The sequence below is a fragment of the Moorena sp. SIO3B2 genome, from assembly GCF_010692525.1.
Lineage (GTDB): Bacteria > Cyanobacteriota > Cyanobacteriia > Cyanobacteriales > Coleofasciculaceae > Moorena > Moorena producens.
This window is the reverse complement of the sequence record NZ_JAAHHE010000767.1, coordinates 1-1860: the sequence shown is the minus strand read 5'-3', so window position 1 is coordinate 1860 and position 1860 is coordinate 1. Positions and strand designations below refer to the sequence as shown.

General features: G+C 44.9%; 4 protein-coding genes. All 4 read left to right on the top strand.

What is annotated here, in order from left to right; genetic code table 11:
- Positions 1-344, top strand: a 344-nt coding sequence (locus F6K38_RS40835; protein ID WP_287360535.1) for a hypothetical protein, incomplete at its 5' end; no start/stop codon positions are given.
- Positions 345-579: 235 nt separating this feature from the next.
- Positions 580-921 (top strand): histidine triad nucleotide-binding protein, encoded by a 342-nt coding sequence (locus tag F6K38_RS40830; RefSeq protein ID WP_131827409.1) that lies wholly within the window; start codon positions 580-582, stop codon positions 919-921.
- 116 nt (positions 922-1037) lie between these two features.
- On the top strand, positions 1038-1169 hold the full coding sequence (locus F6K38_RS40825) for a hypothetical protein (RefSeq protein WP_287250879.1): 132 nt from the start codon (positions 1038-1040) through the stop codon (positions 1167-1169).
- Between the two features lie 159 nt (positions 1170-1328).
- Positions 1329-1860 (top strand): photosynthetic reaction center family protein (locus F6K38_RS40820; RefSeq protein WP_502709603.1); only part of this gene is annotated, 532 nt, incomplete at its 3' end.

Genomic DNA, 1860 nt, shown 5'->3' with positions numbered 1-1860 from the left:
CCTATGGAGGAAAACTAATAATGGAAATTTCTGAGTTACCCATCGGTTTTGAGTTGTTATCCGATGAGGAAACCTTTCTCAATGATCTAGATCAGCAAGATACTATGGTTCAGGGTGGATGTGGTCCGACTCCCCAAACACCATACATTCTGTGTCAAGCACCTACGGCAGTTCCCATGCCCGAACACCCAGAACCTTTTCCCAAATGTCCACGCCCAATACCCCAACCAACACCTCCTGTTTTTGAAGATCCACGGCCCAGACCTTTTCCTAAAACCGGGCCCATACCTTTTCCTAGAACAGGACCGATTATGATGACTCCACCCATACGAATGGAACATTAGATTGAGGGCATTAGCCCCTCGCTATAAGTGTAGGGGCTGATGGTAAGGATTAAGCTAAAACGTATTTTCAATGTGTTTTAACAAGGCAAAAGGCAATAGGCAAGAGGCATGCTAGCATGCCTCTTGCCTTTCCCAAGCGCGACTATGTTCACAACTCAAATAACAATGCTATAGCTACCTGACATTTTGTGTCACAATTGCATCTGATCTAGTAAACATAGTATTGGCAGCTGCTATGAGCGAAACCATCTTTAGCAAGATTATCCGCCGAGAAATCCCAGCGGATATTGTTTATGAAGACGATTTAGCCCTTGCTTTCAAGGATATTAACCCTCAGGCACCAGTTCATATTCTGGTAATTCCCAAGAAGCCCATTCCTCAACTGGCAGCAGCTGAGTCGGAAGATCAAGCCCTGATGGGACACCTGCTGTTAACTGCTAAGCAAGTTGCTGACCAAGTCGGTTTGACCAATGGCTATCGACTGGTGATTAATAATGGTGCTGATGGTGGTCAAACGGTTGATCACCTTCATTTGCACATCTTGGGTCAACGCCAAATGAAGTGGCCTCCTGGTTGATGTTTTTTAAGTGCTAAGTGTTGAGTGCTGAGTCGTAAGTAGCTTTCTAAGTTACGACTTAGGGCAAGAACCAGGCTCAGGCTCTATATCTCAGGCTCTATATATAGAGGCGTTCAATGGAGCGCCTTTACTTTTATGCGATTGACCTTTGGTCACGCTTCGCGATCGCTATTTTGTATGCGATCGCTATTTTGGTTTACCTATTCTTCCTTTATAACATTAATCTTTATTTGTCAAGCTTTACTTAATATAACTTTTACTTATTTACATTATTTAATAACCTGAGGGGAAATTACTCCGAAAACCCTTTACAAAACTTAGTATATTGCTTAATATAAATACATGAAGGCGCAAACAAGCCGGACGAACCTCGATAACTTCATATTCATACCCGCAATCATAAGAACATGACTACTGTATTACAGCAGAGCAACACCTCTGTGTGGTCTCAGTTCTGCAATTGGGTCACCTCCACCAACAACCGCCTCTATGTAGGTTGGTTTGGTGTATTAATGATCCCAACTTTGCTAGCTGCTACCACCTGCTTCATCATTGCTTTCATCGCTGCTCCTCCTGTGGACATCGATGGTATCCGCGAGCCCGTTGCTGGCTCCCTGATGTACGGAAACAACATCATCTCTGGTGCTGTTGTTCCTTCTTCTAACGCCATTGGCTTACACTTCTACCCAATCTGGGAAGCTGCTTCTCTCGATGAGTGGCTTTACAACGGTGGTCCTTACCAGTTGGTAGTGTTCCACTTCCTGATTGGTGTATTTGCCTACATGGGTCGTGAGTGGGAACTTAGCTACCGTTTAGGTATGCGTCCTTGGATCTGCGTCGCTTACAGCGCACCGGTTGCAGCTGCTAGCGCCGTATTCTTGATCTACCCAATCGGACAAGGTTCTTTCTCCGATGGTATGCCTCTAGGTATCAGCGGAA

Excerpts from the sequence above, each read along its gene's own strand:
- F6K38_RS40830 (WP_131827409.1), top strand. The coding sequence starts at position 580 with ATGAGCGAAACCATCTTTAGCAAGATTATCCGCCGAGAAATCCCAGCG.
- F6K38_RS40825 (WP_287250879.1), top strand. The coding sequence starts at position 1,038 with ATGGAGCGCCTTTACTTTTATGCGATTGACCTTTGGTCACGCTTCGCG.